This window comes from Cytophagales bacterium (genome assembly GCA_019456305.1).
Classification (GTDB): Bacteria; Bacteroidota; Bacteroidia; order Cytophagales; family VRUD01; genus VRUD01.
Genome location: VRUD01000059.1, coordinates 21,380 through 28,722 on the forward strand (window position 1 = coordinate 21,380; position 7,343 = coordinate 28,722).

The window sequence follows — 7,343 nt, forward strand, 5'->3', positions numbered from 1 at the left end:
ACCAAGAGAGTTCGCAGGAAACTAAAGGTATTTAAATGCACGGATGTAAAGCACTCACGCCTGCGTCCCCCCGAGTACTCGGGGGGACTATGGCGTGCAGGCACGAACACTTTATGATAATATAAGAGCCGTGAGTAAAGCCGAACCGTTAAGATTTGGGCAATAGCATACCTGTTCCTGCAAAAGGAATTAAACGGAAGGAGGGGCGCGAAGTAAGTGACCCGAAGGTGGAGGCCCCGAATGGCACTTCGGGTCGGGCAATGGAATAAAAACATCTTCCGGTAAGTCAACTTCAATCAGTTCCGGCAACACTGTTGCAACAAGAAGTGTTTGCACCAAAGAAATTAATTTACCGTTTTGAGGTAACTGGTAATCGTCTGTATTAACAGAAAGTTTATTGCAATCCATCGGAGGCCAAAAACTTGTTTCTTTACATAACCTTCTTTGTTCACACGGGCTTAATTCACCCGGTGCATGGTGGTGTGTATGCCCCATAGGGTGAGCCATACACATCAACTGCCACGGCAAAAGCATTATTGTAAATATGCCTAATAGTAATATGGAGCTTGGCTTTTTCACCTTTAATGCGCAAATCTACTTATGAATATTGAATAATGCAAGAAAATACGAAAAAATATTTAATATATTGTATAATGCCTGTCCGTTTGTTTACCCGCCTACCTGGCATTGGCTTTGTGCGTGGCGGGCAGGTGCGAATGGCGGGCAGGTACCTATCTGTTTTATATGATTTTATACGCAATAATTTATTGCTTGTCTTCTTTAAAATAACTAAAGGCAATTATACCAAAAGGGATAAGAACGCATAAAGAAATAATAATAAGTAAGATCCAGGGTAACATAATTTTAATTTTTTGTTAGTTTTTTTATTGTAAAATAAGTCTTTATAATCATATATCCTATAAAAACTAAAAAAATAATACCGGTAATTAATAAATATAACATAAATTTATCATTATTATCTACATATTTAAAAAATAAATTTATATCACCAGTAACCAAACCCATCAATAATATCACATACATTTGAAAAAGTACAAGTTCAGCTTTTAGTTTTCTTTCAATTGTATCTTTATTCATCGCTGCAAAAGTAATTAATTTTTTTAAATATTATGATTTTATTCCTACATTTGCATTTTCGGATTTCGGATTTAGAGTATGTTAAATTCAAAACAAGTAGAGGATACATTGGAAAAATCAATAGCTTATCTTAGAAAAAGATATGGGATAGAGCGAGTTGGCTATTATGGATCATACGCCAGGGGGGAACAAACCAAAAATAGCGATGTAGATATAGTTATTGAAGCAATCAGAGATTTAAGCTTTGGAGAGGTTTTGAGGATACAGGAATATTTTAAAAGAAAGCTAAAAGTAAAAGTGGGCTTATTGGAAAAGAAAGATATAAAAAAAAACTATAAAAAATATATAATACCGTATATTATTTATACAGGTGACAGTGAAAAACAAAAAGAAAAAAAGAAAAAAAAAATGAAAAAGAAAACACATATACCCTATTTGGAGGATATGGTTGAATATCTTGGAGAGACAAAGAAGTATGTTACAAATATAGAATATAAGGATTTTGAAAAAGATAAGCAAAAAATAAATGCAGTATTACATGTAATACAAATTGTTGGTGAAGCTGCAAGAAAAATCCCTGAAGAGATAAGAGAGAAATATAGTGATATAGAATGGAAAAAAATTGTAAATATGAGAAATAGAATTGTACATGGATATGGAGGAATAGATTTAAAAACGGTATATGATATTGCGAAGAATGAAGTTCCAGGCGAACTGAAAAAGATCAGGGAGGTTTTGAAAAATGAGAAAAGATTAATAGAGTAGAAAAAAAAACAATGTTTTATTTGCACTAATCAAATTTTGATAATATCTTTGCGCCCTGTATAAATCTTTAACCCTAAAATCAATTTAATCATGGAAAATTTATTTAAAAACTTCAGCAAAGCAGCTTTATTATTACTATTTGTAATTTTTGCTGCTTCATGTAAAAAAGAAAAAGAAAAGGAGCCGCAGCCAACAAGTATTATGCCTGCGAGGTTTTCAATTGATCTTCCAGAGTCAATTAGCTCTGATTCTTTGCAATCATTGAATAGAATAAGTAGTAATCATCAGTTAGAAGGAGATGACATATACAAACATTTAAGAGTGTTTATTCATGTGGGTGAATTTGCAGCAGAAATTATGAATAATATCATAACTACACTTAGTCAAGTCACCGGAGCCGGTACAATTTCAGAAACAGGCGGTGATGGCAGACTTAAATTTTATAAAGTGGTGACAAACTGGGTTGATAATAGTGGTGTAGTAACCTGGGAATTCAAATTAGATGGTTTTGATATTGATCCTATTTCCGGGGATAGTAGTCAGGCTGTCCAGGTATACTGGAACCGAAATCCTATAAGAGGCACTGCAATATTAAATCCTTATAATATGAACAGAAATGAGGAAAATCCTGTTGATTTAAAATTTAGGATTGAATATAGCGAGGATCAAACAAATAATACTAATAATTATGAAAAACAAATGATAGTATCTCTTACCAACATAGACTCTACTGATCAAAACTGGATGAAAAACTTCAAAATGTTTGTTGGTAAAACAGGCGATGTATTGTATCTCTGGGGAAATTCTCATCATCCCTATATTACAATCATTGATACTAACTATGTGGGTGGAAAAAACTGGGCATTTGTTGCACATGGCAACGATGTGCTTGATATTGGTGTGGCATCGGTGGCCTTACCACCTTCCAACACTCTTGCAGCCGACTGGACATTAACCGATTGGCTTACAAATTATTCAATAGATACTGTTTTGACCCAAGAGATATTTGCTTTGGGCATAACAGATACGGCAGCAATTGATGCTTTTTTAAAAGATGCAGTAGCTCCCGGTTATTTTGTCGGCCCAACAGGGTGGGTATCTTCAGGTACCACTGTTCCCCCTAATACCGGATTTACAAACACATTTATTGATTTATCCGGTTTAATGCCTTATGTTCCAAATGAGATTGCTAATCTGACAATAAATTGGCAATAAACATTGAAACTAACTTTTCAAAAAAAGGCTTGGATTTAATTCAAGCCTTTTTTATTTTTGATAAAAACTTTTAAAAGTTATGATCTTTTTATATATATATGAAAACAGATTGTTTAATTGGTCCGCCACAATGCGAACCGCTTATCGGACAGCTTGTTCTTGAGAGATTAGACCTGATCATTGATCCATTAAAAGGAACCATTACACCACGCCCTGAGTCTCCTTATTTGGTATCATTAAAGTTAAAATGATCAATAGATTGAATGTTAATAAATTTATTTATATCTTTGTCCCGCACCCCGAGTACTCGGGGTGCGGGGCTTTGTAAAAATTATGAAAAATAAAGTTACCGATACTAACAAACAGATTGCTTCGCTTCGCTCGCAACAAAAAATACGAGGCACAATAGGGTTGCTTACAAGGGTCAACAGAATAGGTAAATTGACCCGTCTTAACAGGATTGGTAAATTAACAAGAAAAGAAGATGGCAGTAAGGCTACCCATTGAAATCAACGTCTCATCAGTGAAAGCAAATGCATCAGCTTTAGCTAACTCAGGTTATGAAACCATTGAGCCTGAGATACTTGTGCCTTTGTCGTTTGCTAAAAATAATCTTGGTTTATCTACAGAAGATGGGAAGAAGGTAGCTTATCAGGCTGCTGCACATAAAGAGGTACAATTTTATTTTATAGAGAAGAAAGTAAAAATAAAAGTTGTTACCAAGGATAAACAGTCCGTTTATATTGATGCAATACTTTTAATTTCTGAAACCGAAGATCAAGTTGTATTAAATGATAAGCTCGTTGGAAGATTAGGTATTGATTTAGTAAATGTAGCTGAAGGTATTTGGAGATTTACTGATGATCCATCAGATATATCAAGAAAATCTTCTGATACTCAGCTTTTCACTTAATCAAAACCACCAAAATACGAAGTACGAATGAAGAAGTACGAAGTACGAATGACGAAATTCGTACTTCGTACTTAAACAATCTCTTTCTCCTTACTGGTATTGACAAACAAGACATTGCCAATATCGTCATACCCATTAAAGAGCTCTACTGATTTATGTTTTATAGCCTCACTCCTGAAACCAACGATGGTGAGGTCTGCCTCTACTGAATTTTCATTTATTAATTCCCTGACATCCTTGTTTTGTATTTGAGCTACTACATTGATGTTCTTGGCAGAGATTGACAGTCGTCCTGATTTGACAAGCGACATGAGTTTCTCTTTTTGTTCTTCTAATTCTTGCTCGGGATAAAGCGCAAACAGCTTTATACTCCCCTTTTTCCAATCGGGATGGCCTAAAATAATGTATCCTAACAGGATCATCAGGTTTGCATTTTTATAGTCTTTTGAAGTGATCCAAATATGGATCTCCTTAGTACGGCTCCCGATAAATCCCTTTTCGGTGCTTTGTAAAAAGCATATATCAAAATCAGTAGATTGCATCAACTGGAAGTTATTAATAATATCTCCGAGGTATGCAGGGTTGTTTTTACCAAACTCAAACATGATCATGTTATTTTCCTTACCTGTGAATCCCGGCAATTGTATGACCTGTGCAATGGCAGTGGTATAAGAAGGGCTTACTAAGGTATCAAAATAAACATTACTTTTGGTTTCCTTAGACAGACTGATCAATTTTGCTAAAGCCAATTTAGATTCTACATAAGTCTCGGTAGATAAATAACCATTTATAAGGTGAATGTAGGTGCCAAATCCATATTTGTACGAGATCCATTTTAAAACATCAAAAGCAGCCACACGATTAAATGAATGTGATGAAATGCAAACTATTGATGGCCTCCAGTGCTCATCGCGTACATCTTTGTCAGCTTTTTGCAAATAGACCTGTACCTGCCTGCTGAATTGTAATATAGCTCCCTGGAAAAGTGTGATCAATCCTTTCTGGTCCTTTTTATAGATACTGATCCCTAAATAGATCAATATCATTATGCTAATAGAAAGTATCGCATATCCTTTATCCATTTGAAACATAAGGAAAAAACACATAACAGCGCCAGTAAGTGACAAATACCATTTTGATTTGAAAGTAGGACGGTAAGAGGGATCGGCAGCAAAATGCTCTAAAAATGAAATAGAGCATAGCGCCCCGTAAATAACCATAAAAAACATGGATATAATCCTGGCAACAATGTTCACATCATTTATCAATACGAAACCAATAGCAATGACAGAAGTAAAGAGGGCCGCATTCACAGGTTCATTGTCTCTTTTCCTTTCTTTTTCCAGCCAGTTGTTGATAAATGCAAACGGGAATATCCTGTCACCGGAAAGCGCCTGTAAAGTTCGGGGCGCTACAAGAAAAGAACCTATTGCGGAAGAAATGGTAGCAGCAGCCAAACCAATTGGAATGATCGGGCCCCATAAGGCAATTCTGCTCATTACTAACTGGTCATTTGCCAGGTCTTCAGGAGATACAGATAGTGAGAGTTTGAAAACTATTGCCACATAGACCAGCATTCCCAAAAATGTTGCTGCCAGTGTACCCAAAGGGATTGATTTTGCCGGATTTCGCAAATTACCTGACAGCCCGACTCCTGCGGTCATTCCCGTAAAAGCAGGGAAGCAAATGGCAAATACGATAATAAATTTATCTGCGTTTTCTACCTTATCGAAATAATTTATATTTGTCCAGGCTACCGAATGATCCGTGTCTCCTAAAAAAAACAACAGAAGCGACACAAAAAGAACACCTGCTACTACATAGAGCAATTTTACACCAAGTTTGGCTCCCTTTGTAACAATAAGACGTATTAAGATGAGTACTGCGGGCAGGCTTACCCATCTATAATCTTTTACCTGAAGATCAAACTGAGCAAAAAGAAAGTCGAAAATAGGCTGGAATGCCTGTGCAAAAGCGATCACATAAAAAGCCACACTGATCGCCTGTGAGAAATAGAGAGCAATACCGATCGCGCCACCGATCTTCAATCCAAATGATCTTGAAATAATAAAATACTCTCCCCCACCCTCTACTTTTTGATTGGTAGCAATTTCTGATATGGCCATAGCTGTAGGGATGGTAATCATGTGGCCAATGAGAATGATAGCGAGTGCATAAAACAATCCCACATTACCTACTGCATAGCCAAAACGCAGGAACATGATCGCACCGAGAATGGTAGAAATGGCGGTGAGGAAAACAGGCAGCGTGCCGAAACCTGATTTTGTTTTTGAGGAATGAAAACGGTTTTTCATTGTTACAAATCTTTTTTCAAAAATTCCGTTAATCTCTCTGTTTTTTTTGCATATGTGGTAACGACCTGACTAAATGGCGTTTTAATGCCGTTTAGTTTTTGTTATAGGGCGTTTTATTTCAATGAATAATTCGTCCCTGGTCCGGTTCCATGTTTTTCAATTAGATTCTTGGCATTTAAGTCTGGTAATATCCTTTTTACTGTTGGACTTGGTATTCCCAATTTCTTTGCAATATCTCCTGATTTACAACCTGCATTATTTCCTATGAATGTAATAATTGCTTTTTCTCTTGGCGATAATTGTGTCTCGACTCCTTTAACTTCTAACTTTTTCATTAGTTGTTCCTGGATATTCTTTAGTGCATCTAAAAAGAAGTTAACCCAATCACTTACATTTTCATTCGGTCGTTTTGATTGACAATTTCTCAGAACTCTATAATATTCTATTTTCCTGCTTTCGATTTCATGCTCGAAACTAACATATTGAATCCATTTATATCCATGTTTTAATAACAAAAGTGTTGATAACAACCTGCTTAATCGTCCGTTTCCATCCTGAAATGGGTGAATGCTAACAAACGCATATGCAAACAAAGCACATTTTACAAGTGGATGAGTACTTTTATCATTATGATACCAATCTATTAATGCTCTCATTGCATCCTGGGTTGGAAATCCAGCCTCTGTTGTCTGAAATATTATTTGTTTTGTCCCATCAGGAAAGGTAGCTTCAACTGCATTGTTGTGTTGTTTATAATCTCCTTTATGCCATTCATCCTTTTTACTGAATTTCATTAAGATGTTATGCAGGTTCTTTAAACTACTTTCAGATATTTCGATATCATGATATGATTCCGAAATCAAATCTAAAGTCTCAAAATAACCAACTACCTCTTGAGAATCTCTATCCTCTAATTTGGTAATATCAATGTCCTTAAGCAGTACTTCAACTTCCTCATCGCTCATTTTTGAACCTTCTATTCTTGTTGAAGCTCCAACGCTTCTAACCGTTGCAATAGATTTTAGTTGTTTTAAGCT

General features: G+C 35.7%; 7 protein-coding genes. 3 read left to right on the plus strand and 4 right to left on the minus strand.

Annotation, left to right across the window (positions count from 1 at the left end):
- Positions 1-189 precede the first annotated feature (189 nt).
- Positions 190-579: a hypothetical protein gene (locus FVQ77_12555; protein ID MBW8051144.1), complete on the minus strand. Its 390-nt coding sequence runs from the start codon at positions 577-579 to the stop codon at positions 190-192.
- Between the two features lie 285 nt (positions 580-864).
- Entirely contained in the window at positions 865-1,098 is a 234-nt protein-coding gene (locus FVQ77_12560) for a hypothetical protein (protein ID MBW8051145.1), read from the minus strand.
- 78 nt (positions 1,099-1,176) lie between these two features.
- Between FVQ77_12560 and FVQ77_12565 the strand changes: the two genes are divergently transcribed.
- From FVQ77_12565 to FVQ77_12575, 3 genes are all read left to right on the plus strand, one after another.
- Positions 1,177-1,863: a DUF86 domain-containing protein gene (locus tag FVQ77_12565; protein ID MBW8051146.1), complete on the plus strand. Its 687-nt coding sequence runs from the start codon at positions 1,177-1,179 to the stop codon at positions 1,861-1,863.
- A gap of 90 nt (positions 1,864-1,953) precedes the next feature.
- A complete protein-coding gene (locus FVQ77_12570) occupies positions 1,954-3,078 on the plus strand; it encodes a hypothetical protein (protein MBW8051147.1) in 1,125 nt (374 codons plus the stop codon).
- A 484-nt stretch (positions 3,079-3,562) separates the two neighbouring features.
- Positions 3,563-3,991, plus strand: coding sequence for a hypothetical protein (locus FVQ77_12575; protein MBW8051148.1), 429 nt, complete (start codon positions 3,563-3,565; stop codon positions 3,989-3,991).
- A gap of 71 nt (positions 3,992-4,062) precedes the next feature.
- Here the strand turns inward: FVQ77_12575 and FVQ77_12580 are convergent, their stop codons facing one another.
- Together FVQ77_12580 and FVQ77_12585 are read right to left on the minus strand one after the other, a co-directional pair.
- On the minus strand, positions 4,063-6,306 hold the full coding sequence (locus tag FVQ77_12580; protein ID MBW8051149.1) for an amino acid permease: 2,244 nt from the start codon (positions 6,304-6,306) through the stop codon (positions 4,063-4,065).
- Between the two features lie 113 nt (positions 6,307-6,419).
- The coding region (locus tag FVQ77_12585) for a Fic family protein (protein MBW8051150.1) at positions 6,420-7,343 on the minus strand (924 nt) is incomplete at its 5' end.

What these genes read in the sequence shown, in the direction of transcription:
- FVQ77_12560 (MBW8051145.1), bottom strand. Translation starts at nt 1,098, where the DNA reads ATGAATAAAGATACAATTGAAAGAAAACTAAAAGCTGAACTTGTACTT.
- FVQ77_12565 (MBW8051146.1), top strand. Translation starts at nt 1,177, where the DNA reads ATGTTAAATTCAAAACAAGTAGAGGATACATTGGAAAAATCAATAGCT.
- FVQ77_12570 (MBW8051147.1), top strand. Translation starts at nt 1,954, where the DNA reads ATGGAAAATTTATTTAAAAACTTCAGCAAAGCAGCTTTATTATTACTA.
- FVQ77_12575 (MBW8051148.1), top strand. Translation starts at nt 3,563, where the DNA reads ATGGCAGTAAGGCTACCCATTGAAATCAACGTCTCATCAGTGAAAGCA.
- FVQ77_12580 (MBW8051149.1), bottom strand. Translation starts at nt 6,306, where the DNA reads ATGAAAAACCGTTTTCATTCCTCAAAAACAAAATCAGGTTTCGGCACG.